Below are 20,390 nucleotides of genomic sequence, written 5' to 3'. Positions count from 1 at the left end.
GCCGTCGGGATGCTGCATCGATGGGCGAGCAGCCTTGCTTCGCACCCGTCAGGGGCGCGAAATTTCGGGATTTCAGATTACGAAGTGCACGCGCGCACCGCCCTGCATCGGGCGCGTGACGAGGCTGACTTCGAACAGGTCGACTTCGGCCAGTTCCCGGCCTTGCCTGCCGTCATCCAGCGTCGTCTGTTTCAAGGCGCGAGCGCGGTAGCCGAAGGACAGGCCATTGATCTTGCCGTCGCGCAGCATCCGCGCCGCGCCACTTTCCGGATCGTCAACACGGGCAACGACGCGCAAGCCCCGCTCATCCTCGCCGATCCGTTCTACCCAGCCGATCTGCTGATCGGGACGGTGCTGCCACAACAGGGGAATGGCATCGCCCTCGATGCGGCGATCGCGCAGGCTTTTCTCGAAAGCGCCCTTGCAGATCACGTCGCGCCCGGCGTCGACCCGGTCGAACAAGGCCGCGTAACCGGCAAAACGAACGGCATCGAAGCCGGTGGTGAACTTGGTTTCCATATTCATCGAACGAGATCTCCGAAGCCGAACCTGATGGCGATGGCGAAAATGAGTAGGGCGAGAATGCCGCGCACCGCCCAGTCGATGGCCGAGCGCAAGGCGCTGCGCTTGGCATCGCGCCATGCCCGCAGGAGTTCACGCAGTTCGGCAAGGTCGTCGTGCGCGTTCGCATCGTCGAGGCCCATGCGGGTGAGGACACGCGATGCGCCCAGTTCGCTGGCCTCCTCCACCACGGCGCGCAAGGTCACGAAGTCGCCGCCCGAATCCTCGGCCTGCGCCAACAGGCGGGCCAGCAATTCCTCCCGGCTCATCGCTTCGCCCCCTTTGCCTCTGCAGCAGGCTCACTCTGCTCCACGGGCTTTGACGGCAGGCCGAGCATCGCGCGTTTTTCACCGTCGGTGAGGAAGTCCGCATCGCTGACCTGGGACCAGAGCTTTTCCCGGTCTTCGGAAAGGGCTGGCACGCGGTCCAGATCGACGGTCATTTCGACTTCCGGAAACCACGGTGCCAGCCCTTCGCCAATGGCGCTGAGGATCTTGCCCGCCAGCGGCAGCAGGGTCAGTCGCCACAGTGCGCGGTTCGCCTCACGGTAGTTCGAGTAGGTGTTGTCCCCCGGCAGCCCGAGCAACATGGGCGGAACCCCGAAAGCGAGGGCGACGTCGCGGGCTGCGGCACTTTTCAGGGTCGCGAAATCCATGTCTGCGGGCGACATCGATAGCGATTGCCATTTCAGCCCGCCTTCCAGCAGCATCGGTCGCCCCGCATTGCCCGCACCCTGAAATGCCGACGAGAGTTCGGCCTTCAGCCGCTCGAACTGGTCTGTCGTAAGCGTCGCGCCGTCGCCTGCATCGTAGACCAGTGCACCCGATGGCCGCGCTGCGTTTTCCAGCAGGACACGGTTCCATCGCGCGGCGGCATTGTGAATGGCCACAGCCTCGTTCGCGGCGGTGAGGCAGCCGGCGCCGTAATGATCGTCGCCCGGATGGAAGGACCGTATGTGGATGACGTTCGGGTATTGCGCGTCATCCTCGATCGGCAGGCTGACCTGCGTATCGCCGACACGATAGCGGAATGCGACGGGCCAGCCATCATTGCCCGGCTCGATGGCAATCCGTTCGGGCCGTAAGGCAAACAGCTCAACCGGCCGGTTCGACGCATCCTTGATGACCTGGACATAGGCGTTGCCGTGCAGCAGCACTTGCGCGGCAAGCGTTTCGAGCAGCGACTGGCCCGCGCTGGTGTTGGCTACCAGCTTGCGCAGATCCTCGTCCGCGATTTTCAGCGGCGCGCCGGCAACCCCTTCGGCCACCATGCGCACCGCACGCTGGGCTACCGGATTGTCGAGATAGGCGCGATTGACGGCGCTTCGATACTCATAGGGCAGGGCGCCGTTGCCACCGTCGGCAAACAGCCAGGGCGATGCGAACGGCCGCGCCAATTGCGGTCGCTCCGCCGGGGCGGTGCCCTTGAAGGCAGCGCCCAGCGCTTCGAAAAACGACATGGATGTCTCCTGTTACTGGCTAATCCGGCGGGCGCTATTGCACCCAGACCCTGGGCTGCCCGTGCGCGCCCAGCATCAATTCTGACAGTGCCCAGACAAGGGCGTCGGCCCGGTCGGGGGAACGCCCCGGTCCTTGATAGTCACCGCCGGTACCAAGACCGGTCATTTCGTCTTCCAGCGCGGGGAAAGCCCCGACGTGAAAGACACGGCCTGCCTCGTACAAGGCGGCCACGGGCTCGGCGCGGGCGACCTTGCCCTTGCTTGCATGGACAAGCCGCACCGGCAGGTTGACGCTGGCCGCGCGCAACACGCTTTCCACCATCGCACCGCCCTGGTTCGCCTCTGCGATCACCCGGTCCGCGTTCCAGCGTTCGGCTGCATAGGCAACGGCGCGCGCCCAGCGTTCGGGCGTCGGGCGCCGGACGGAGCAGTCCTCAAGCACGTGTGCAAAACCATCCGCACCAAGCCCGGCAACTACGATGCCGCACGCATCGCCGCGGGCACTGGCCGGGGGATCGACGCCAACCACCACGCGGACCAGCACCCCGCCATCCGCGCCGCGGCACCGTTCGAGCAGGCCGCGCGTCCACAGCGCGCCTTCGACATCGATCAGCAGTTCGCCGTCCAGCTCCTGCCTGCCCAGCGCGCTCTGGCCATATTGCCGACGCATGTCCTTCAGGAAACGCGAAGGCAGGTTGCTGGCATTGTCCTCGCTCTTGCCGCGAACGATCACGGTATCTCCGCTGGCATCGCCAGCGATCAGCTTTTTCATCAAAGGCACACTGCGCGGCGTCGTGGTGACGAGCACGCGGGGGCGATCGCCAAGCCGCAGGCCAAGTGCCAGATTGTCCCATGTGCGTTCCGCCCGGTTTCCGGCGTTTTCCCACTTGGCCAGTTCGTCACACCATGCATGCGTATGTTGGGGGCCGCGCAATGTCTCCGGCTCGGCTGCCGAATAAAGGTTTGCGGTTGCGCCGTTCGGGAACGTCAACTTGCGTCGCGATGGTTCGAACGCCGGTCTGAACTTCACCGGACAGCAGGCGAGGATGCCGCTTTCGCCCTCGACCATGACGGCGCGCGCCTCGGGCAATGTCGCGCCGACCAGCGCAATGCGCGCACCGGGATGCGATCTTGCCACGCTCCTGATCCATTCGGACCCGGCCCGTGTCTTGCCGAAGCCGCGCCCTGCACACACCAGCCACAATCGCCAGTCGCTCTCGGGCGGAAGCTGCCGGCTTCGCGCCCATAGTTCCCAGTGATAGCGCAGTTCCTTGCGTTCAGTCTCGTTCAGGGTTTGCAGTATCGAGGTGCGCCGTTCCTCGGAAAGCGACATCAGCCATGACAGCCGCTTTTCGGACGTCACGCCTCCTCGCCGGGTTCGTTATCGATATTGCCCGGTTCCGGCAGGCAGGGGATTGCGGCTTCGCTCTCGGCCGCCTCTCTCATCCGTTCGCGCATCATGTCCAGCTTGGCGTTGATAGACGCGATGATGTCTTCCTCGTCCGCCTCCATCTCCTCCGCGCGCATCTTGCCCACGGATGCGCGGTGTGCCGTCAGCAGGCGAAGGGCAGTGGCATTGTCGAACTTGCGTTTGCGTTTTGCGGCTGGATTATCGCTGTCGCCAAGGCGCAGCCGGCGCAGCAGGTCCATCTCCAGCATGTCATATCCGTGGCAGAGCGCTCCGAACCATGCGCGTGCGAACTCCGGATCGTTCTTGCGGGCGCGATAGACGACCCCCGCATCTATCTTGGCAGCCCGCGCGGCGGCAGAAACGTTCGACGTCTTCGCTAGTGTTTCAAGGAACGTCGCGCGCCAGTCTTCGGACGTGCGTTCGCCTGCGGGGCGTTGCGCCATGGTGACCTCCCTGTTTGGCAGATCGCGAGAGCGGACAGAGAGCCGCGCAATGTGTGGCGGCGACTCGCTCTATCGCGATGTTCAATTTCTCTAACCAAATAGCGTTACGATGTCAATAGAAAAGTGCCAAATAGGTTATTTACATCGACAGTGGTTTTCACTGTTCTTGCAGCAGTTCTGCCATTAACACGCGGCAAAGCGGGGAAATTGCCATCTCCGTGCCAGGGAACGTGATCGCAAATGCTCCGCAAACTGTACGACTGGACGATGGAGAAGGCGCAGCACCGCCATGCTGAGCGCTGGCTTGCCGCGATCTCGTTTGTGGAATCGAGCTTTTTCCCCATTCCGCCGCATCCGTTGCTGGGCCTGATGTGCCTCGCCAATCCGAAAAAGGCGGTGCGTTATGCGCTGATCACGACGATCGCGTCGGTCATCGGCGGCCTGTTCGGCTACATGATCGGATATTTCCTCTATGACACGATCGGGCAGTGGCTGATCGCGTCACTGGGTCTGCAGGAAGCTTTCCCGAAAGCGGCCTGCTACCTCAAGGAATTCGATGTCGAAGTCATCCTTGTGGCCGGATCGACACCCGTTCCTTTCAAGCTGCTGACGATCACTGCCGGCTTCATCCACATGGCACTGGTGCCATTCGTGCTGGCCAGCATCGCCGGACGCGGTTTGATCTTCATGACGGTCGGCATCCTGTTCCGGCTGTTCGGCGCGCCGATCAAGACGTTCATCGATCGTTATCTGGGATGGGTCACGGCCACATTCGTCGTGCTTGTCGTGGCGGGATTCGTGGCGATCAGCCTGATCGGGCATGGCGACGGGGAGGGCGGTCACGCCTGCGACAGCGCTACTTCCGTCGCTGCCACCTGATGCTGCAGTGCACAAATTTCGATTGACGAAACTGTATTTTTACAAAATGATGTCACTGTCTCGATGACAGGCAACGCTTCGGAGGAGCGATGGCGGACAGTGACTTCCAGCGCCAGTTAGAAGGATACGGCCTCACGACCGTGCAAGTCCATTTCTGGATGCCCGATCACAAGTCCCTGTTGCAGCAATTCGTATTCCAGCAATACGATCTCGCCCCGAAGTTTCCCCGGCTCGGCCAATTTCTCGATTTCTGGCGTACCGACATCGAGGCCGTGCTTCATTCCGTTTGCGTTGCGCACAACCATCTGATCGGCCCCGCCGAATGGCAGGCCGTCGACGGGGTGATCAAGATAAACTGACCGGGGCGGCCGGACGACGGTGGGATCAGATGATCTCGACCGCCTTGCCCGCAGCTTCGAACATGGTGAGGATCTGGCCGACCTGTTCCTCGCTATGCTCCGCGCAGAGCGAGCAGCGCAGCAGCGTCATGTTGGCCGGCGTTGCGGGCGGACGCGCAAGGTTCACGTAAAGCCCTTCCTTCAGCAGCGCTTCCCACATCGCCGCACCACGCTCCAGATCGGGCATGATGACCGCGATGATCGCACTTTGCGGTTCGTCCGTGCCGAGCTGGAAGCCAAGGCCCTTCAAACCGGCGTGCAGCCGCTTGGAATTTTCCCAGAGATGCGTCCGCTTGTCGCCCGCATCCATCAGCTTCCTGATCGAGGTCGCGGCAGTGGCAACGACGCTGGGCGGCAGCGAGGCGGTGAAGACGTAGGGACGGCAGACCAGCCGCATGATTTCGAACTTCGGGTGGTTCGACACGCAGAAGCCGCCGACCGTGCCGACTGATTTTGAGAACGTGCCGATGACGAAGTCGACATCGTCCAGCACGCCCTGTTCCTCGGCAACGCCGCGACCGTTCGGGCCGATGAACCCCATCGAGTGCGCTTCGTCCACCAGCACCATCGCGTCGTACTTCTTGGCGACGGCGATCATTTCCTTCAGCGGGGCGATGTCGCCCAGCATCGAATAGACGCCTTCCAGCACGACCAGCTTGCCCGCGCCTTCGGGAATGCGCCGCAGCCGCTTTTCCATCGCGTCGAGATCGTTGTGCTTGAACGGAACCACCTCGGCATTGCCCAATGCGCAGCCATCCCAGATCGAGGCGTGGCTATCGATGTCGAGGACGATGTAGTCGCCCTTTCCGGCAATGGTGGAAATGATTCCGAGATTGGCCTGATAGCCGGTCGAGAACACCATGGCATGATCCATGGCATAGAATTCGCAAAGCGCCTTCTCGACTTCCTTGTGCCCGACATACGTGCCGTTCAGCACGCGGCTGCCCGTTGTGCCCGAACCGAAATCGTCAAGCGCGTTCTTGCCGGCCTCGATCACTTCGGGGTCGAAAGTCATGCCCATGTAGTTGTAGGTGCCGAGCAGGATCGTCTCGCGCCCGTTGCAGACCGCCGTGACGGGTGAAAGCACGCGTTCCATCACAAGGCCGAAGGGATCCTCCAGCCCGCTGTCCAGCAGGTCCTTGCGCTGCTTGATCAGCGGGTCGAACTTGCTGAACAGGTCCTGCGAGTTGTGCCCCGCGTCTGCCATGGGCTGCGGACGGTCCGGCGTCGCTGCGCTTTCGCTCATTTCAGGCGCCGCGCAGCTTGGTGACGGCGTCGATCAGCTGGCCGTAGGTTTCGATTTCCGCCTGCTGGTTCATGCTGATGATGATGTCGAACTCGTCCTCGATCGCGGCGACGAAATCCATGACGGTCAGGCTGTCCCATTCAAGGTCGCCGGCAAAGGTGGTGTCCTCGCCGATCCCGACGCCCTTCTTGTTGAAGGGTTCGATGAGTGTGTCGATCCGGGCCTTCGTGTCGTCGCGGTCCATCTGGCGGTACTTTCCTTGCGGTTTTAGCGCATCGGGCGCAGGTGCCCGACGCAGCTTTTCGATCCACCAAGCGGCAAAGCCAAGCGCGCCCGCCGTGTCAAGCTTCGATGGGATATCTGCCTGTGCATGGCCCGTCCACCAGCGGCGGAATGCCCCGCGCGAACGCCGTCTTGCAAGCGGTCGCGGTTCCTGTCATCCCCGCATTCGATGGACACGAAGGGGCAATCGACCGATCAGGGCATGGCGGCTGTGGCAAAGGACGCTGCGGACCGGCCGGCCCGCGGGTTTTCGGCGCAGGCGATCCACCTTGTCCGCACCACGCAGACGGTGAATCTCGCCCTGTCCCAGATGGCGGACCAGAAGGCGTCGATCCTGATGGGCGCGACCTTTGTCGTGTTTTCCATTGCCGTGGGTCAGGCGAGCAAGGGCGTGTTGCCGATCTCGCTCACGATTCTCGCCATCTTCGCCTTTGCCTCGGCCATTTGCGCGGTGATGGCGGTCCTCCCTTCGACCAAGGGCAAGCACCAGCTGCCCGAATCGGCGCGAAACGACCTGTTCTTCGGCGTGTTCACCAATGTCGCGGAGGAAGAGTGGACAGAGCACATGCTCGACAATCTTGCCACGGACGAGACTGTCTATCGCACGATGCTGCGCGATATCTACCAGAACGGGCAGGTGCTTGCGCGCAAGAAGTACCGGTTTCTGGGATATGCTTACCGGCTATTCATCGCCGGTCTGGTGACGACGGTTATCGTCTTCCTGCTCGAACGGTTCGTGCTGGCCTGATCGAATTCGCGGCGGAAAGTGCGATCAGGCTGCGGCGCGGCGATCGATGAGGGCGTTGACCGCGCTCATGAAGGGGTGGATCGACACCGGTTTTGAAAGATACCCTTCGGCCCCTGCGTCACGGATGCGTTCTTCATCGCCCTTTCCGGCATAGGCGGTAACGGCCAGCACCGGAACCTTGCGCAGGCGGGCATCGCCCTTCATCGATTCGATCAGGGAGATTCCCGACACATTGGGAAGCTGGATATCCATGATGACGAGGTCGGGATCGAAGGCTGCGGCCTTCTCGATGAACTCCAGCCCGTCGGCGACAGGCTCCACAACGAACCCGTTGGCGCGCAGCAGGTCGCAAAAAAGTTTCCGGTTGAGATCGTTGTCCTCGACAACGAGTACGCGTTCAGCCACTTCGAACTCACCCCCGGGCAGGCTTTCCCCAAAGCCGTCCTATCAGATCAAAGTGTAAGTGATAAATGCGGAGTTTGACAATCCCGAACACGGAATCGCCAATGCCGGACAGCGCGACTGTTGCCTTGATGGCACTGTCTTGGATCCTGCAGGATCAGGCACTTGCCGATCGCCTGCTTGCGCTGACAGGCATGTCACCCGATATCCTGCGCGCCGGCCTTGGCGAACGGGGCACGCAGGCCGCGGTGCTTGAATTTCTGGCCGGAAACGATGCCGACATGCTTGCGGCGGCCGACGGTCTGGGTATCACGCCCGAGGCGATCGTGTCCGCGCGCGACGAACTGTCGGGACGAAGGTACGAGGCATGACGAAACCGCTGATCATTACCGATTGCGACGAGGTGCTGCTCCGCATGGTCGTCCATTTCCGCGACTGGCTGGGAGAGGCGCACGACGTGGAACTGGACATGACCCGCGGCTTTGCCGAAGGGATGCGTCGCCGCAATGCCGATGCTCCGTTGACCGTTGCGGAGATGTGGGACCTGCTCGGCCGGTTCTTCGATACCGAAATGCACCGGCAGGACCCGATACCCGGATCGGTAGAGGCGATGGCCCGCCTTTCGGAACATGCCGAAATCGTCGTTCTGACCAACCTGCAGGATCACCGGCAGGACGATCGCGTGCGCCAGTTGCGGGCAGTCGGCATCGACTTTCCCGTCTATTGCAACCAGGGGCCGAAGGGGCCTGCGCTGCAGAAAATCCTCGACGAACGGGGCGCGGGCCGGCCAGCGGTCTTCATCGATGACCTTGCGATCCATATCGGTTCCGTTGCCGAGGTTGCGCCGCAGGTATCGCGTCTCCATTTCGTGGGCGAACCGGGGGTCGCCCCACACACAACTTGCGCGCTGGAGGCAGGTCATGCCCACGCGCGTATCGACCATTGGGCAGCGGCGCTGCCCTGGCTATTGAACCGCATAGGAGCGAATTGATGAGTGATTTCGAGGCACGTCTGGCAGAACTCGGACTGGTCCTTCCCGAACCGGCAGCGCCGGTGGCGAGCTATGTTTCCGCGGTGCAGGTAGGCGAGTTGCTCCATATCTCCGGCCAGTTGCCGTTCGTCGGCGGTGCGCTCGTCACCGGACAGCTCGGCGATGACGTGACGCTCGAACAGGGTGTCGAGGCGGCACAGGCCTGCGGCGTGATGATCATTGCCCAGGCTAAAAAGGCGCTCGGCTCGCTCGACCGGGTGGCCCGCATCGTGAAGCTGGGCGCTTTCGTCAATTCGACTCCCGATTTCACCGATCAGCCGAAAGTCGTGAACGGCGCATCCGACCTGATGCTGGCAGTGTTCGGCGATGCCGGCCTTCACGCCCGCAGCGCGGTTGGCGTTCCTGCCCTGCCGCTGGGCGCAGCGGTGGAAATCGACGCGATCCTGCAGGTTTCGGCCTGATCATGGCCCGTTCCCGCCTGCCGGTCGTTCAAGGACAGGACTGGCTGGGCGAGTGGACTTATGCGCATCGCGGCCTGCATGGGCCGGACGTATGCGAAAACTCCCCTGCCGCTTTCGCAGGCGCGATTGCGGCGGGGTTGGGTATCGAATGTGACGTACAGGCCAGCGGCGACGGCAAGGCCATGGTCTTCCATGACTGGACCCTCGACCGCCTGACCGGCGAGACGGGCGCCTTGCGCGATCGCACGGCAGACGAACTGGCTGCCATCCCATTGCAGTCGGGTGGCTGCATCCCGTCGCTGGAGGATTTGCTGGTCCTTGTGGCCGGCAAGGTGCCGTTGCTGATCGAGGTGAAATCGAAGCGCGGTATGGACTGGCACCCGCTGTGCCGGTCGGTCGCACGAGCGGTGGCTCCCTATCGCGGGGCAGCTGCCGTCATGAGCTTCGATCCGCGCATCGTGCGCTGGTTTTCGCGCACATTGCCCGGCCGTCCGCGCGGCCTCGTGACCGGGCGGGGCGAGGGGCGGCACATTGCATTCGGGATAGAGCGGGCCGTGTCGATCGCGCATGCGCGGCCTACGTTCATTGCTTGCGATATCCGCGATCTGCCCGATCCGGCCCTCGCACGCTATCGCGCGAACGGCCTGCCGTTGCTGACATGGACGGTGCGCAGCCGTGAATTGATGGCCCGCGCCATGCATCACGCGGATGCGGCGATCGCGGAAGGTGCGGGCCTTTCGTGAGCGAGGGCGACAGAGAGATTACGGTTCGCCTGAACCCTTCGATCGCATCGCTTGATGCGGCGCAGTGGGATGTGCTCAATACAACCGGCAATCCCTTTACCAGCCACAGGTTCCTTTCGCTGCTGGAGGATTCGGGAAGCGTGGGGCCGGATACCGGATGGTCGCCCGCGCCGCTGACGATGGTGGGCCATGACGGCGCTCTGCTTGCCGCCGTTCCGGCATACCTGAAGGGGCACAGCCAGGGCGAATATGTGTTCGATCACGGCTGGGCCGATGCATGGCACAGGGCAGGGGGCCGGTATTATCCCAAGCTGCAGATATCCGTGCCCTTCACACCCGCAACGGGCCCGCGCATCCTGTCCCATGACGATGCGATGGCGCGCACGATGCTGGCTGCGGCGGAAACCCTTTGCGTGAACGAGGGGCTGTCGTCGGCCCACGCAACCTTCATCATGCCGGAGCAATTGCCCCTGTTCGAAGCGGCGGACTGGCTGATCCGCAGCGACATCCAGTTTCACTGGAGCAATCGCGGCTATGCCGATTTCGAGGAGTTTCTCGCCACGCTCTCGTCACGCAAGCGCAAGGCCATCCGCAAGGAAAGAGCGCGCGCGGCTGAAGGCGTTCGCATCGAGAGCCTGACCGGCGTTGCATTGCGGCCGGAGCACTGGGACGCGTTCTGGATGTTCTATCAGGACACCGGCGCCCGCAAATGGGGCACGCCATATCTGACGCGCGAGGCGTTCGACCTGTTCGGAAGCAGGATGGCAGACGACGTGCTGCTGGTGCTGGCGTTCGAGGATGACAGGCCGGTGGCAGGTGCGCTGAATTTCGTCGGGCCGGATGCGATCTACGGGCGCTATTGGGGCGCGCTGGTCGACAGGCCCTTCCTGCATTTCGAGCTGTGTTATTACCGTGCGATCGATGCCGCGATCGCGCGCGGCCTGTCACGGGTGGAGGCGGGGGCGCAAGGGCCCCACAAGCTGGCCCGTGGATACGAACCCGTGCAGACGAACTCGGCCCACTTCATCCCGCACGAGGGATTTCGCGAAGCTGTCGCGCAGTTTCTGGATGCCGAACGCCGCGGCGTGGGCGCGGAACAGTCGACGCTGCAAGGCATGACCCCGTTTCGCAAGGGCCCCTGACGACCGGCTTCAGGCGACGTGACGGTCGGAATCGCGTGCGGCAAGGAAAGCGCGTGCCCGGCGCTGTGCCTCCACGATTTCGCGGGCCGTCATTTCCTCTGCAACGTCGGCGCGGCAATGCTGCGCTTCCTCGTGCCCGCGCGATGCGGCGAGGTTGAACCACTTGTGCGCCTCTACCAGATCGCAAAGCGCGCCGCGGCTGCCGGTCGAAAATGCGCAGCCCAGTTCGAACAGGGCGTTGTCGTCCCCGTCGTAATAGGCGGACAGGCACTTGCAGATAAGCGTTTCGGTACTTCTCAGGACGGCCGGATCAATCGCCGGACCGGTTTCGACAAGGTAAAGGTGTTGAGCGTAAGCCATCGTTTCTACCCCCGTTCGTCGCGGCGCCTCCATTTATCGCCGCAAGCATGATGGTCGGTCATCATGGTCAACAATTCGTTAATGCCGGATAAGGGAATTTCGCGGCGTCATGTCGCTGGAAATTATCTTTTCCGCGTTCGGCATCGCTTAATCTGTGGGTGATTAAGACCAACGTGGAAAAGGCCCTTGTTTGCGACTCGGCACGCTCTTATAGCGCCGGCAATCAGGGATCGGATGGGCCGGTGGCGGCTGTCGCCGGCGGATGCGGAGTTGAACGCATGAGCCTTGCGGCTGCAACGGAAATTGATGTTCTGGCGACTGCTCGCCGTAACGTGGTCGGCGACTATGTCCCCGACGCTTCGGAACCGTACATGAACCCGGAGCAGCTGGAATTCTTCCGCAAGCTGCTGGTCGAATGGAAGCAGTCGATCCTCAACGCTGCTGCTGGCACGCTTCAGCAGTTGCAGGATGGCCCGATCCGCGAACCCGATCTGAACGATCGCGCATCGAGCGAGACCGACTGGGGCATCGAACTTCGCACCCGCGATCGCCAGCGCAAGCTGATCGCCAAGATCGATTCGGCCCTGCGCCGGATCGACGATGGCGAATACGGTTACTGCGAAGTCACTGGCGAACCCATCGGCATCGGCCGCCTGATCGCACGCCCGATCGCGACCATGACGGTCGAGGCGCAAGAGGCGCATGAACGCCGCGAAAAGATCTCACGCGACGACTGATTGCCTTCCGGTAATACCGGCCCCTTTGCCTCCTGTCCCGTAAGGAGACAGGGGGTAAAGTCGTGTGGGCATTTCGCAGGCCGCATTTACAATTCGTTATCCCTAATGCGTTAATCGTTGCTCATCGCGGTTAACGGATGGGCATTCGCTCGCCTGCCGCCAGACACGACGAGAAGGGCTCTGCCATGCGGAAACAGGATAACCGCAAGCACGAACGCGATTCACTGTTTCTCGTTGCCGAGCTTCGGCTGGAACGCGACGGCGCGCCGTATTCGGTCAAACTGCGCAATATCTCCGATTCCGGCCTGATGGCGGAAGGGGCGATGCGGGCATCGCGTGGGCGCAAGGTGTGGATCGAGCTGGCAAACATCGGTCTGATCGAAGGGATTGTCGCCTGGTCAGCAGGGGATCGCTGCGGTATCGCCTTCGAACAGACGATCGACGCATCGCAAGTGCAATTCCCTGTCGGTGAACTCGACCTGCCGGAACAGCAGGACATCCCGTACGAGGAACGCGTTTCGCGCGATTGATTCCGGTAACCAGTTGATTGCGGCCATTACTGGCTGACCATTTGCAATTCGCTTGATAAGAAGACGCGCAATGCCGGTTCGTGCGCGCCCTTTCACAACACTCTTCTCCCTCCTGCTAGCCGCTTGCGGTAGCGGTGGGGACAGGCGCTTCGATGTCCTGCTTGTCGGTGATCCCGACACCGTGGCCGGAGATGCAAGGCCATTGTCGGCAGCATCCGGCCTTATCCGCGAGGCAACGCGTAGCGGTTTCGTCTCGATCGACGACGAAGGCCGCATCAGGCCCGAACTGGCGGCGCGATGGATCGTGACGGACGATGGTCTGAGCTACATCTTCCGGTTCGAACCGCGCGAGGTGGATGGAGAGCCGCCGCTGACGGCTGGGAAGGTGCGCAAGGCGCTGAACGCCGCGATTGCCCGTACGAAGGGGACCGGACTTGGCCTCGACCTGACGGTCATCGACGGAATCTATGCGCGCACGGACGAGGTGATCGAGATCCGGTTGAAGACCGCGATGCCGGAATTCATGCAACTGCTAGCCGCACCGGAACTGGCGCTGGATTTCACCGATGCGACGACGGATGCGCTGGTGCTGGAAACCGAAGGCTCGCTGCTCACTCTTTCCCGCCCCGTTCCGGATGAAGTAAATGGCGAAGGCGCGACACTGGACATTCGTGTGGCCCCGGCGAAAGAGGCCGTCGAACGGTTCCAGGCCGGACAGGCCGAACTGCTGCTGGGCGGCGATATCGATGCCCTGCCGCATGTCGAGATGGGGGGGCTGCTGCGCGGGACGATTCGCCTCGATCCGGTGACGGGCATTTTCGGACTGGCGGTGTCACCCCGCGGTGAAGGCGATTTCCTGTCGCGGGCTTCGAATCGGGAGGCGGTGTCGATGGCGATCGACAGGCAGGCCCTGATCGCGCCGTTCAATATCGGCGGCTGGGTTCCGCGCACGCGGCTGGTGCCGGTCGGCATGCCGGGAACGCAGCAACCGCCGGGTCGTTGGGACGGCCTTGAAATCGGGCAGCGGCAGGCATTCGCTGCCCAGCGAGTTGCCGGCTGGCTGGCAAGCGAAGGGACGATCGATCCGATAACCATTGCGCTTCCCCCCGGAACGGGCGGGGACATCCTGTTCCGGCGGCTTTCGGCAGATCTTGGCCGTATCGGCCTCGCGACCAAGCGGGTGGGATGGGCTGACAAGGCGCAGCTCAGGCTAGTCGACGAAGTAGCGTCTTTCGACCGGCCCGAATGGTATCTGCACCGGTTCGACTGCACCGTGCTGCGGGGCGCATGCAACAGCGATGCCGATGCGCTGGTCGCACAGGCAATTGCCGAACCTGCCACCGCCCGCCGCAACGAACTGCTGGCAGAGGCGGAGAGAATCCTCACCGAAGAGAACGGCTTTATTTCATTCGGTCCGCCGATCCGGTTCTCCCTCGTTCGCGGCGGGATCGACGGATTCGCGATCAACCGCTGGGGCTTCCATCCCTTGTCGCAATTGATCGGCGACCCCAACTAGGGGGCAAGCGGCACAGGTTTCAGCCGCATTGCTGCCAAAGGAGATCACGGCATTGCCCCGTGAAGACGATACGCCGACGATCATCATCCAGCCGCAGGCGGACGAAGGGTTTAGCGACCGGACGGATCGTGCGCGTCGGATGGATTTTCGCGACAACATGCCCCTCGGCAACCATCCCGCCGCCATTCGCCAGCGGATCGAGATGATGGAAGCCGTGCTGGAACGCAGCCTCGTGCTGCCGGGCACGAATTACCGCATCGGGCTTGATGCCATTGCCGGACTGGTGCCCGTGATCGGTGATTTCGTGACGGCTGCGATGGGTGCCTACATCGTCTGGGAAGCGCGTAATCTGGGCCTGCCCAAGTGGAAGCTGTGGCGCATGGCTGCCAATGTCGGCTTCGATACCGCGGTCGGCGCGATCCCGCTGGTGGGCGATGCCTTCGACCTGCTGTTCCGTTCGAACAGCAAGAACCTCAAGATCATCCGCAAGCACCTCGACAAGCATCACCCCGAATCGCAAGTGATCGAGGGCTGAACGCCGTCCGGCCGGAAATTACCTAGAAATCGATGGCAATGCCGTTCTTCTCCCAATCGCCATAGCGGGTGGGGTCGGGGCGGTCTTCATCTTCGTGGCGAGAGCCTTGGCCGGGCTTCGGCGCGGGATCGTTGCTCCAGTGCGGCGGCTTGGTAAATGTGGCCGGACGCTGTGTGGCGCGTTGAATCTTGTCGGGGCGGTTTTCGCTCATGTGCGCAAGATGGGGCAGGCGCGGCGCGGATGCAATGTTCGCCGGTTGCCATGTTGGACAGTTGCCATGGGCCTGCCAAACGGCAATAGCGCGGCATGGCCGAACCTGCCGGATTCCCCGCCCGCCGCGCCGCGTTGCGCATGCTCGATGCCGTCCTCAGAAGGGGCGACACGCTCGACACCGCTGCCGGTGCGACAAAGGGCTTGCCCCCGTCGGACGCAGCGCTTGCCCGCGTTATCGCGGCGGAAACCTTGCGCAACATGGCGGATCTCGACGCGCTGATCGACGCAGCCACGCGCCAGCGCCTGCCCGACGATGCGAAGGCGCGTACCGTGCTGCGCATGATGCTGGTGCAGGCGTTGCGCATGGACAGCGCGCCCCATGCGATCATCGCGACTTGCCTGCCGCTGCTTGCCGGCGGGCCGAGGCGGCTGGCGCACGGCGTGTTTTCGGCGATTTTGAAACAAGGGAAAGCGTTGCCGGAAGCGCCAACCTTGCCCGATGAGGTGCAAGCGCGCTGGTCGCAGGCTTGGCCGGACAGGGTCGATGCCATAGCAGCCGGCCTCGCCAGCCCTCCGCCACTGGATATCACCTTGCGCGATGCGGAGCAGACCGAGCAATGGGCTGGCGATCTAGGGGCGGAAGTGCTCGCGTCCGGCCAACTGCGCCTGCCGCGTGGTCAGGCGGTGGAATCGCTTCCCGGTTTTGCCGACGGCGCGTGGTGGGTGCAGGATCTTGCGGCGGCGCTTCCCGCCATGTTGCTGGGCGCGGGTGAGGGGCGCCGTGTTCTTGACCTGTGTGCGGCACCGGGCGGCAAGACCATGCAACTGGCAGCAAGCGGCTGGCAGGTCATGGCGCTGGACATCGCGAAGCGGCGGCTGGAACGCCTGCGCCAGAACCTTGCGAGAACCGCCCTGTCGGCAGAGGTCATCTGCGCAGACGCGTTCAAGTGGCAACCCGACACCGGATTTGACGCCATCCTCCTCGACGCGCCTTGCACCGCAACGGGCACTTGCCGCCGCCACCCCGATGTCCTGCATCGCATCGGCCAGCGCCAGATCGACGAGTTGGCCGAACTGCAGACAGCGTTGATCGCGAAAGCAACGGAATGGCTGAATCCCGGCGGCGTGCTGGTCTATGCCACCTGCTCGCTTGAGCCGGAGGAAGGCGAGCGGCAGGCCGAAGCGGTCACGCTAGCCCCCGATCCGGTGCGGGCAGACGAACTCCCCGCGGGCTTGCAACCGACGGGCGAGGGCTGGGTGCGCACCGATCCGGGGATGATGCCAGAACGCGGCGGACTGGACGGTTTCTTCATCGCCCGCTTTCGCAAGGCAGGTTAGCGGCTAACCGGCCGGCCTGACTTTCGCGGCGAAACTCTTGCGCAGCTTCTGCAGCTTTGGCGGGATGGTTGCCACGCAGTAGGGGTTCCGCTGGCCGTCACCCTCCCAGTATTCCTGGTGGTAATCTTCAGCCGGATACCATGTCGCCGGCCCCTCGATCGTCGTCACCACCGCAAGGTCATGATCGGCCTGCGCTCGCGCAATCGCGGCCTCCGCCTCTGACCGCTGTGCATCGTTTAGCGGGAAGATTGCCGAACGGTACTGCGTGCCCACGTCGTTGCCTTGCCGGTTCAGCTGCGTCGCATCGTGCGTTGCAAAGAAAATGTCGAGGATGTCGCCATAGCGGACGACTTCGGGATTGAATGTGACCTTGACCGCCTCTGCATGGCCGGTCCGTCCCGAGCAGACTTCGCGATAAGTGGGATTATCCGTTTCGCCGCCGATATAGCCGCTTTCGACGTCGCTCACGCCAAGGACGTCCCGATAGACCGCTTCGGTACACCAGAAACATCCACCTGCCACGATAGCCTGTTGCATTCGTTCGCTTCTCCATTGCGCGAAAGGGGAGATGGGTACGCGGCAGCGGTTTGTCACTGCCCGAAGTGCATGAACGATGGGGCAGTGCGATCGTATCCCGTTTGCGACGCGTCCTTATTGCTGTGGACTTCGCTTCACGGGGGAAATAATCGTCGCGGCCATGAGCAAGATCACCGTCGCAGCCCTGCAATGCCCTCTCGGCCTTGATGACGAGCAGGCGAACATCGCCCTCGTTTCGGATCTGGTGGCCGATGCAGCCGGGAAGGGGGCACAGGTCATCCTTCCGCCCGAGCTGTTTTCCGGCCCCTATTTCTGCCGTGAGGAAGACGAGGCCCTGTTCGCGCTGGCCCGCCCGACCGCCGAACACCCCAGCGTGATCGCCATGCAGGCGCTGGCCGCAAAGCTGGGTGTTGCGATCCCGACCAGCTTTTTTGAAAGGGACGGGCACCACTACTACAATACGCTGGCGATGATCGGCCCCGATGGCGCGATCATGGGCACTTATCGCAAGAGCCATATTCCGGACGGCCCGGGATACGAGGAAAAGTACTATTTCCGCCCAGGCAATACCGGCTTCAAGGTCTGGGATATTTTCGGCACCCGTATCGGCGTGGGCATCTGCTGGGACCAATGGTACCCCGAAACCGCGCGCGCCATGGCGCTGATGGGGGCAGAGCTTCTGTTCTACCCCACCGCGATCGGATCGGAGCCGTATGATGCCGATCTCGACACCAGCCGTATGTGGCGGCGCGCGATGATCGGGCACGCTGTGTCGAACTGCATGCCGGTTATCGCTGCCAACCGTATAGGACGCGAGGGCGAGTGCCAGACTTTCTACGGCCACAGCTTCATTTGTGATGAGTGGGGGGACATGGTGGTCGAATACAGGCGCGATGAAACTGGCGTGCTGGTTGCGGAACTGGATCTTGCCCGCGCCGCGACTCACCGCGCCGGCATGGGATTCTTCCGCGATCGCAGGCCGCAGCTTTACGGTCGGCTGGCAGAGGATGTCTGACCGGCGGTTTCGCTACCTTATAGCCTTGGGCGGGAACGTACCGCACGTCCGCCACGGCAATCCGACCAGTGTCCTTCGCGCGGCAATCGCCGAACTGAGCGCGCGCGGGCAGGATGTGATCGCCGCGTCCCGCATAGTGCGAAGCCGCCCGATCGGCCCGTCTCGAAGGCAATATGCCAACGGGGCGGTGTTGCTGGCCAGCGAACACGAACCGCCCGAAATGCTGGAACTGCTGAAAGGTCTGGAGCGTGACTTCGATCGCAGTTCGCGCGGCAGGCGCTGGAGCGCGCGCACGCTAGACTGCGACATCATTCTGTGGTCAGGCGGCGCATGGGGCGCACCGGGCTTGACCATCCCCCATCCCGAATTTCGTACCCGATCCTTCGTCCTCGAACCTTCGGCCGAGATCGCGCGGCGGTGGCGAGATCCGTTGACAAGCCTGACAATCGGGCAACTACTTTTCCGACATCGTCGCCAATGCGCTTGACCATCGGCCACCCCCTGCCTAGGTGACGCTTCGCGGACGCAATCAACGCATCCCGGGCCCTTAGCTCAGTCGGTAGAGCAACTGNGGTCGCTGGTTCGAACCCAGCAGGGCTCACCATGCTGTTTTTAAACAGTTTCTTGGCGGATTGTGCTCCCCGAATATTCAGCCCGTTTTGGTGGCTAGTAAGCACCGGGTAATCACGGGTGCGCATTCCAGCGTGTTTTTGACGCTAACCACCAACGTCACTTGACCCCGATTCCAGCGTCCAGCACCTTTCGTTCGCACGAAGGGGGATAAGCGATGGCAAATCAATCGAACGGCCAAACTTCGAACGACAACCAGCAAGAGGTGTCGATGGTTGTGCGGTGGGAATTATTCGACGCGACGATTTCAGCGGTGTGCGTACACGGCCAAGTTTACAATGAACGCGGCATAGACCTGCACATGGAGGAAGGGCGCACACCGAAATTCTTCCCGGTGGATGAATGGGCCGATCTCGATGACGATGACGAGCCTGAGGAGTTTCGGGAGGTTCTTTCATACGAGCTGTCCTGGCTCATGAAAGACAGCATCCCACCCGACAGCGGAAAGCAGACAGAAGGGCACGTTGGCATTGTTGGCAAGCTTGCTGATGGTCGTACCTGCAAGATCGTCGGCCACGGCTTTATTGGGCGCGACAGTCTAGGCCAGTTGGACGGTACCTTCATGAAGCCGCCAGCAATCGAGATTGTCGGTCTTGAAGAGCAGATGGTCGAGATCGACTGATCCAACGTAATTTTGGCGAGCTCGGAAATTTCACCGCCAAGCGAGGGGGAAAGAGTGGCACGTCCCTTACCGCGCGCTGAGGATTTGGACGCGCTCATTAACGCTCTGCCAGTCGGTAGTGAAATGCGAAGACTGCTTTCCAATCCCGATGAGCCAGCAACCGATGCAGCCGCTAAGGATCGCTACATTGCCCTTACCGCCTTTGCTTTAATCGAAAAGGCGATGACTATCCGGCTTGCGCCGCTTTTGAAGAAAGTGCCGCGAGGCGCTGAGGACTTGATCAGCGCTACTTGCAAGGAGGGGATAATTGAGAGCGAAGAGCGCGATACCCTGCATGTGATGAACGACATACGTGTTGCGTTTGCCCATTCAGTCGAACCGGTAAGTTTCAGCCATCCTGTGATCGAGCGACATGTCCGGAACCTGTTTGATCACCCGGTTAGTGATTGGTCCGGCTATTTCGCACCCGTGTTCTCTGCAAGGGTTCAATATCTAACAGTTTGCGCTGAGTTTTACCGGACGATCTATCCTATCCCCGATCATCCACCGGCCACCGGAAATCCGACCAGTCTACAACATCCCAATCAGGATCGATGCTGACATCATCTTCCAGAAACGCGGGTGGCACCCCCGGCACATTAGGCACAATAGGCACGTTAGGTCTGTCCATGCGCATCCTCACAGTCTCACGACGTTAGGTGTGTTGCATCCACAATACAGTTATCAGGCGCGCCCGTCGAGAGTCTGTCCCGTCGCTAAAGATCGATCGTGAACATGGCGATCAGGAAGAACAAAGCGATGATCCAAAGGAAGACTCTTACGCCGAAGGACATAGTGCCCGGCCGATCCAGACTGTCAGGAGAGGAAGGCGGTCCATGAGGGCGAACCGCCCCCTCCGAGGAACGGTTCAGTCAGGGTTGCACGTTCCTCTGGCTCCGTGTTGGTCAGACATTCGAAGCCTGTAATTGAAACGCATGGACGAGGGCGCAGTTCCCTCTTGATCCGCAGATCTGGTTAACCGTCCCATTTGAAACACGGACTGTAACCTATGACACAGCCGCAATCGGGTTAATGCCGTATGCCCCGTGTCGGTTCTAGGGCACCGAGTCGTTCCCTACTGGAAAGGCAATGCCCTTTTGCTGGTCGGAGGATTGCGACCAATGGTAAGCGCTGTCGCGGTCCCACCTTGCG

The 20,390-nt window shown here is 62.2% G+C and carries 28 protein-coding genes and 1 tRNA gene; 18 read left to right on the top strand and 11 right to left on the bottom strand.

Going from position 1 to position 20,390, the window contains the following annotated elements; all coding sequences use genetic code 11:
- Positions 1–72: 72 nt before the first annotated feature.
- From A7A77_RS15860 to A7A77_RS15840, 5 genes are read right to left on the bottom strand one after another with little or no spacing between them, the layout of a single operon-like run.
- Positions 73–525, bottom strand: a complete 453-nt coding sequence (locus A7A77_RS15860; RefSeq protein ID WP_245638516.1) for an HK97 family phage prohead protease — start codon at positions 523–525, stop codon at positions 73–75.
- Positions 522–830, bottom strand: coding sequence for a DUF6127 family protein (locus A7A77_RS15855; protein WP_066560507.1), 309 nt, complete (start codon positions 828–830; stop codon positions 522–524). Before A7A77_RS15855 ends, A7A77_RS15860 begins: the two co-directional genes overlap by 4 nt.
- The gene (locus A7A77_RS15850; RefSeq protein ID WP_066560504.1) at positions 827–2,020 is read right to left on the bottom strand and encodes a phage portal protein; all 1,194 of its coding nucleotides are present in this window, start codon (positions 2,018–2,020) and stop codon (positions 827–829) included. The genes A7A77_RS15855 and A7A77_RS15850 overlap by 4 nt, the downstream gene beginning before the upstream one ends.
- Before the next feature lie 34 nt (positions 2,021–2,054).
- Positions 2,055–3,383: a DNA-packaging protein gene (locus A7A77_RS15845; RefSeq protein ID WP_425388583.1), complete on the bottom strand. Its 1,329-nt coding sequence runs from the start codon at positions 3,381–3,383 to the stop codon at positions 2,055–2,057.
- Positions 3,380–3,874: a hypothetical protein gene (locus A7A77_RS15840; protein WP_066560502.1), complete on the bottom strand. Its 495-nt coding sequence runs from the start codon at positions 3,872–3,874 to the stop codon at positions 3,380–3,382. The genes A7A77_RS15845 and A7A77_RS15840 overlap by 4 nt, the downstream gene beginning before the upstream one ends.
- A 240-nt stretch (positions 3,875–4,114) precedes the next feature.
- On the opposite strand from A7A77_RS15840, the gene A7A77_RS15835 reads away from it, so the two are divergent.
- The gene (locus tag A7A77_RS15835; protein WP_066560500.1) at positions 4,115–4,753 is read left to right on the top strand and encodes a YqaA family protein; all 639 of its coding nucleotides are present in this window, start codon (positions 4,115–4,117) and stop codon (positions 4,751–4,753) included.
- Between the two features lie 89 nt (positions 4,754–4,842).
- Complete coding sequence (locus tag A7A77_RS15830) at positions 4,843–5,112, top strand: usg protein (RefSeq protein WP_066560498.1); 270 nt, start codon at positions 4,843–4,845, stop codon at positions 5,110–5,112.
- 25 nt (positions 5,113–5,137) lie between these two features.
- On the opposite strand, the gene spt is transcribed toward A7A77_RS15830, so the two are convergent.
- Positions 5,138–6,358, bottom strand: coding sequence for a serine palmitoyltransferase (gene spt / locus A7A77_RS15825; protein WP_066560560.1), 1,221 nt, complete (start codon positions 6,356–6,358; stop codon positions 5,138–5,140).
- 40 nt (positions 6,359–6,398) lie between these two features.
- A complete protein-coding gene (locus tag A7A77_RS15820) occupies positions 6,399–6,641 on the bottom strand; it encodes an acyl carrier protein (protein ID WP_066560496.1) in 243 nt (80 codons plus the stop codon).
- 126 nt (positions 6,642–6,767) lie between these two features.
- Between A7A77_RS15820 and A7A77_RS15815 the strand changes: the two genes are divergently transcribed.
- Entirely contained in the window at positions 6,768–7,427 is a 660-nt protein-coding gene (locus A7A77_RS15815) for a Pycsar system effector family protein (RefSeq protein WP_245638515.1), read from the top strand.
- 24 nt (positions 7,428–7,451) lie between these two features.
- Here A7A77_RS15815 and A7A77_RS15810 read toward each other — a convergent pair whose 3' ends face one another.
- The gene (locus A7A77_RS15810) at positions 7,452–7,832 is read right to left on the bottom strand and encodes a response regulator (RefSeq protein ID WP_066560492.1); all 381 of its coding nucleotides are present in this window, start codon (positions 7,830–7,832) and stop codon (positions 7,452–7,454) included.
- 128 nt (positions 7,833–7,960) lie between these two features.
- Here A7A77_RS15810 and A7A77_RS15805 point away from each other — a divergent pair, with 128 nt between their 5' ends.
- The 5 genes from A7A77_RS15805 to A7A77_RS15785 are packed head-to-tail and all read left to right on the top strand — an operon-like array spanning position 7,961 to position 11,166.
- Complete coding sequence (locus A7A77_RS15805; RefSeq protein ID WP_245638514.1) at positions 7,961–8,200, top strand: DUF3572 family protein; 240 nt, start codon at positions 7,961–7,963, stop codon at positions 8,198–8,200.
- On the top strand, positions 8,197–8,820 hold the full coding sequence (locus A7A77_RS15800; protein WP_066560485.1) for a hypothetical protein: 624 nt from the start codon (positions 8,197–8,199) through the stop codon (positions 8,818–8,820). The genes A7A77_RS15805 and A7A77_RS15800 overlap by 4 nt, the downstream gene beginning before the upstream one ends.
- Positions 8,820–9,281, top strand: coding sequence for a RidA family protein (locus A7A77_RS15795; RefSeq protein ID WP_066560484.1), 462 nt, complete (start codon positions 8,820–8,822; stop codon positions 9,279–9,281). The genes A7A77_RS15800 and A7A77_RS15795 overlap by 1 nt, the downstream gene beginning before the upstream one ends.
- Positions 9,282–9,283: 2 nt before the next feature.
- Positions 9,284–10,024 carry a glycerophosphodiester phosphodiesterase family protein gene (locus tag A7A77_RS15790; protein WP_066560483.1) on the top strand — a complete coding sequence of 247 codons (741 nt, stop codon included), beginning with the start codon at positions 9,284–9,286 and terminating at the stop codon, positions 10,022–10,024.
- Complete coding sequence (locus A7A77_RS15785; RefSeq protein ID WP_066560482.1) at positions 10,021–11,166, top strand: GNAT family N-acetyltransferase; 1,146 nt, start codon at positions 10,021–10,023, stop codon at positions 11,164–11,166. The genes A7A77_RS15790 and A7A77_RS15785 overlap by 4 nt, the downstream gene beginning before the upstream one ends.
- A gap of 9 nt (positions 11,167–11,175) precedes the next feature.
- Here the strand turns inward: A7A77_RS15785 and A7A77_RS15780 are convergent, their stop codons facing one another.
- Complete coding sequence (locus tag A7A77_RS15780; RefSeq protein ID WP_066560549.1) at positions 11,176–11,526, bottom strand: hypothetical protein; 351 nt, start codon at positions 11,524–11,526, stop codon at positions 11,176–11,178.
- Positions 11,527–11,804: 278 nt separating this feature from the next.
- Here A7A77_RS15780 and dksA point away from each other — a divergent pair, with 278 nt between their 5' ends.
- From dksA to A7A77_RS15760, 4 genes are all read left to right on the top strand, one after another.
- Positions 11,805–12,263: an RNA polymerase-binding protein DksA gene (gene dksA / locus A7A77_RS15775; protein WP_066560546.1), complete on the top strand. Its 459-nt coding sequence runs from the start codon at positions 11,805–11,807 to the stop codon at positions 12,261–12,263.
- Between the two features lie 185 nt (positions 12,264–12,448).
- The gene (locus A7A77_RS15770) at positions 12,449–12,793 is read left to right on the top strand and encodes a PilZ domain-containing protein (protein WP_066560543.1); all 345 of its coding nucleotides are present in this window, start codon (positions 12,449–12,451) and stop codon (positions 12,791–12,793) included.
- 70 nt (positions 12,794–12,863) lie between these two features.
- The gene (locus A7A77_RS15765) at positions 12,864–14,309 is read left to right on the top strand and encodes an ABC transporter substrate-binding protein (RefSeq protein WP_066560480.1); all 1,446 of its coding nucleotides are present in this window, start codon (positions 12,864–12,866) and stop codon (positions 14,307–14,309) included.
- Positions 14,310–14,448: 139 nt separating this feature from the next.
- Positions 14,449–14,844, top strand: coding sequence for a DUF4112 domain-containing protein (locus tag A7A77_RS15760; RefSeq protein WP_066560541.1), 396 nt, complete (start codon positions 14,449–14,451; stop codon positions 14,842–14,844).
- A gap of 22 nt (positions 14,845–14,866) precedes the next feature.
- Here A7A77_RS15760 and A7A77_RS15755 read toward each other — a convergent pair whose 3' ends face one another.
- Positions 14,867–15,055 (bottom strand): DUF1674 domain-containing protein, encoded by a 189-nt coding sequence (locus A7A77_RS15755; protein ID WP_066560478.1) that lies wholly within the window; start codon positions 15,053–15,055, stop codon positions 14,867–14,869.
- Positions 15,056–15,150: 95 nt separating this feature from the next.
- On the opposite strand from A7A77_RS15755, the gene A7A77_RS15750 reads away from it, so the two are divergent.
- Positions 15,151–16,395: an RsmB/NOP family class I SAM-dependent RNA methyltransferase gene (locus A7A77_RS15750; RefSeq protein WP_066560476.1), complete on the top strand. Its 1,245-nt coding sequence runs from the start codon at positions 15,151–15,153 to the stop codon at positions 16,393–16,395.
- A gap of 3 nt (positions 16,396–16,398) precedes the next feature.
- Here the strand turns inward: A7A77_RS15750 and msrA are convergent, their stop codons facing one another.
- Positions 16,399–16,932 carry a peptide-methionine (S)-S-oxide reductase MsrA gene (gene msrA, locus A7A77_RS15745; RefSeq protein WP_066560474.1) on the bottom strand — a complete coding sequence of 178 codons (534 nt, stop codon included), beginning with the start codon at positions 16,930–16,932 and terminating at the stop codon, positions 16,399–16,401.
- A 160-nt stretch (positions 16,933–17,092) separates the two neighbouring features.
- Between msrA and aguB the strand changes: the two genes are divergently transcribed.
- The 5 genes from aguB (at position 17,093) to A7A77_RS18020 (ending at position 19,799) form a co-directional block, all read left to right on the top strand.
- Positions 17,093–17,947 carry an N-carbamoylputrescine amidase gene (aguB, locus tag A7A77_RS15740; RefSeq protein WP_066560472.1) on the top strand — a complete coding sequence of 285 codons (855 nt, stop codon included), beginning with the start codon at positions 17,093–17,095 and terminating at the stop codon, positions 17,945–17,947.
- The gene (gene folK, locus A7A77_RS15735) at positions 17,940–18,434 is read left to right on the top strand and encodes a 2-amino-4-hydroxy-6-hydroxymethyldihydropteridine diphosphokinase (protein ID WP_066560471.1); all 495 of its coding nucleotides are present in this window, start codon (positions 17,940–17,942) and stop codon (positions 18,432–18,434) included. The genes aguB and folK overlap by 8 nt, the downstream gene beginning before the upstream one ends.
- A gap of 54 nt (positions 18,435–18,488) precedes the next feature.
- Positions 18,489–18,551, top strand: a tRNA-OTHER gene (locus tag A7A77_RS15730).
- A gap of 183 nt (positions 18,552–18,734) precedes the next feature.
- Positions 18,735–19,199: a hypothetical protein gene (locus A7A77_RS15725; RefSeq protein WP_066560469.1), complete on the top strand. Its 465-nt coding sequence runs from the start codon at positions 18,735–18,737 to the stop codon at positions 19,197–19,199.
- Between the two features lie 54 nt (positions 19,200–19,253).
- Entirely contained in the window at positions 19,254–19,799 is a 546-nt protein-coding gene (locus tag A7A77_RS18020) for a hypothetical protein (RefSeq protein WP_216635604.1), read from the top strand.
- Positions 19,800–20,390: the final 591 nt, after the last annotated feature.

This window comes from Croceicoccus bisphenolivorans (genome assembly GCF_001634625.1).
GTDB lineage: Bacteria > Pseudomonadota > Alphaproteobacteria > Sphingomonadales > Sphingomonadaceae > Croceicoccus > Croceicoccus bisphenolivorans.
Note: the sequence above shows the minus strand (reverse complement) of the source record. Positions and strands in the feature narration are given on the sequence as shown.

Coding starts and splice junctions, on each gene's coding strand:
- A7A77_RS15860 (WP_245638516.1), bottom strand. CDS start 525: ATGAATATGGAAACCAAGTTCACCACCGGCTTCGATGCCGTTCGTTTT.
- A7A77_RS15855 (WP_066560507.1), bottom strand. CDS start 830: ATGAGCCGGGAGGAATTGCTGGCCCGCCTGTTGGCGCAGGCCGAGGAT.
- A7A77_RS15850 (WP_066560504.1), bottom strand. CDS start 2,020: ATGTCGTTTTTCGAAGCGCTGGGCGCTGCCTTCAAGGGCACCGCCCCG.
- A7A77_RS15840 (WP_066560502.1), bottom strand. CDS start 3,874: ATGGCGCAACGCCCCGCAGGCGAACGCACGTCCGAAGACTGGCGCGCG.
- A7A77_RS15835 (WP_066560500.1), top strand. CDS start 4,115: ATGCTCCGCAAACTGTACGACTGGACGATGGAGAAGGCGCAGCACCGC.
- A7A77_RS15830 (WP_066560498.1), top strand. CDS start 4,843: ATGGCGGACAGTGACTTCCAGCGCCAGTTAGAAGGATACGGCCTCACG.
- spt (WP_066560560.1), bottom strand. CDS start 6,358: ATGGCAGACGCGGGGCACAACTCGCAGGACCTGTTCAGCAAGTTCGAC.
- A7A77_RS15820 (WP_066560496.1), bottom strand. CDS start 6,641: ATGGACCGCGACGACACGAAGGCCCGGATCGACACACTCATCGAACCC.
- A7A77_RS15815 (WP_245638515.1), top strand. CDS start 6,768: ATGGCCCGTCCACCAGCGGCGGAATGCCCCGCGCGAACGCCGTCTTGC.
- A7A77_RS15805 (WP_245638514.1), top strand. CDS start 7,961: ATGGCACTGTCTTGGATCCTGCAGGATCAGGCACTTGCCGATCGCCTG.
- A7A77_RS15800 (WP_066560485.1), top strand. CDS start 8,197: ATGACGAAACCGCTGATCATTACCGATTGCGACGAGGTGCTGCTCCGC.
- A7A77_RS15795 (WP_066560484.1), top strand. CDS start 8,820: ATGAGTGATTTCGAGGCACGTCTGGCAGAACTCGGACTGGTCCTTCCC.
- A7A77_RS15790 (WP_066560483.1), top strand. CDS start 9,284: ATGGCCCGTTCCCGCCTGCCGGTCGTTCAAGGACAGGACTGGCTGGGC.
- A7A77_RS15780 (WP_066560549.1), bottom strand. CDS start 11,526: ATGGCTTACGCTCAACACCTTTACCTTGTCGAAACCGGTCCGGCGATT.
- dksA (WP_066560546.1), top strand. CDS start 11,805: ATGAGCCTTGCGGCTGCAACGGAAATTGATGTTCTGGCGACTGCTCGC.
- A7A77_RS15770 (WP_066560543.1), top strand. CDS start 12,449: ATGCGGAAACAGGATAACCGCAAGCACGAACGCGATTCACTGTTTCTC.
- A7A77_RS15765 (WP_066560480.1), top strand. CDS start 12,864: ATGCCGGTTCGTGCGCGCCCTTTCACAACACTCTTCTCCCTCCTGCTA.
- A7A77_RS15760 (WP_066560541.1), top strand. CDS start 14,449: ATGGATTTTCGCGACAACATGCCCCTCGGCAACCATCCCGCCGCCATT.
- A7A77_RS15755 (WP_066560478.1), bottom strand. CDS start 15,055: ATGAGCGAAAACCGCCCCGACAAGATTCAACGCGCCACACAGCGTCCG.
- A7A77_RS15750 (WP_066560476.1), top strand. CDS start 15,151: ATGGCCGAACCTGCCGGATTCCCCGCCCGCCGCGCCGCGTTGCGCATG.
- msrA (WP_066560474.1), bottom strand. CDS start 16,932: ATGCAACAGGCTATCGTGGCAGGTGGATGTTTCTGGTGTACCGAAGCG.
- aguB (WP_066560472.1), top strand. CDS start 17,093: ATGAGCAAGATCACCGTCGCAGCCCTGCAATGCCCTCTCGGCCTTGAT.
- folK (WP_066560471.1), top strand. CDS start 17,940: ATGTCTGACCGGCGGTTTCGCTACCTTATAGCCTTGGGCGGGAACGTA.
- A7A77_RS15725 (WP_066560469.1), top strand. CDS start 18,735: ATGGCAAATCAATCGAACGGCCAAACTTCGAACGACAACCAGCAAGAG.